Source organism: Streptomyces sp. SPB074, from assembly GCF_000154905.1.
Taxonomy (GTDB): Bacteria; Actinomycetota; Actinomycetes; order Streptomycetales; family Streptomycetaceae; genus Streptomyces.
Genome location: NZ_GG770539.1, coordinates 399,945 through 401,297, shown reverse-complemented (window position 1 = coordinate 401,297; position 1,353 = coordinate 399,945). Strand labels below are relative to the sequence as shown.

Annotated in this window: 1 protein-coding gene; it reads right to left on the bottom strand. The window is 76.8% G+C overall.

All coding sequences use genetic code 11. The features are described from left to right. Positions 1–1,353 (bottom strand): precorrin-3B C(17)-methyltransferase (gene cobJ, locus SSBG_RS01630; protein ID WP_008744495.1); only part of this gene is annotated, 1,353 nt, incomplete at both ends.

Below are 1,353 nucleotides of genomic sequence, written 5' to 3'. Positions count from 1 at the left end.
GTCCACACGATCTCCTCGCCGTCCCCGCGCCGCACCACCCGCGTCCGCGAGGAGCCCACGAGCAGGATCGTGCGCATGTCCACCTCCGCCGGGTCCAGGTCGGCGAGCCGCACGATCCGGACCCGCTCGCCCGCGCCCCCGACGTCCCGCGCCACCACGACGGGCGTCCCGGGCGCCCGGTGCTCCAGGAGCACGTCACGCGCCGCTCCCACCTGCCACGTACGGCTGCCCGAACCGGGGTTGTACAGCGCGAGGACGAGATCGGCGCCCGCCGCCGCGCGCAGCCGCTCCGCCACCACCTCCCAGGGCTTGAGCCGGTCCGAGAGCGAGAACACCGCGTAGTCGTGCCCGAGCGGGGCCCCCGCCCGCGCCGCCGCCGCGTTCGCGGCCGTCACCCCCGGCAGGACCCGGACCGGCACGTCCGCGTACTCCGGCCGCGAGGCGATTTCGAGCACCGCCGTCGCCATCGCGAACACGCCGGGATCGCCCCCGGACACGACCGCGACCCGCCGCCCCCGCGCCGCCAACTGCAAGGCGAACTCGGCGCGTTCGGACTCCACCCGGTTGTCCGAGGCGTGCCGCGACTGCCCGGGGCGCTCCGGCACCCGGTCGATGTACGTCGCGTAGCCCACGAGGTCGTCCGCCGCCGCGAGCGCGCCCCGCGACTGCGGGGTCAGCCACAGCGGCCCGGCCGGGCCCGTCCCCACCACGACCACCTCGCCCCGCCCCGCCACCGGCTCCGGGCGCCCGGCGGCGACCCGGCTCGGCAGCACGGCGACCGAGAAGTACGGGACGTCACCGGCGTCCACGTCCGCGAGCGGCGCCGTCCGCTCCCCGTCCATCGTCGCCCGCTCCACGTACCGCGCCTCGTCCAGCCGTCCCGCGCTCTCCAGCGCCCGGCGGACCTTGGGGAAGGTGCGGCCCAGTTTCATCACGACGGCCGAGTCGGTCGCGGCGAGCCGCGCGGCGAGCTCCTCCTCGGGGAGCGTGCCCGGCAGCACGGTCAGCACCTCCTCGCCCTCCACGAGCGGCCGTCCGAGCCGCGCCGAGGCGGCGGCGAACGACGTGACGCCCGGCACCACCTCGGTCTCGTAGCGGTGCGCGAGCCGCTTGTGCATGTGCTGGTACGAGCCGTAGAAGAACGGGTCGCCCTCGGCCAGCACCGCGACCGTGCGCCCCGCGTCCAGGTGCGCCGCCAGCCGGCCCGCCGCCTCCTCGTAGAACTCCTCCAGCGCCGCCCGGTAGCCGCCGGGGTGCTCCGTCGCCTCCGTCGTCACCGGGTAGACGAGCAGTTCCTCGACGTGCTCCGCGCGCAGGTACCGCGCCGCGATCCCGCGCGCGATCGACCGGCCG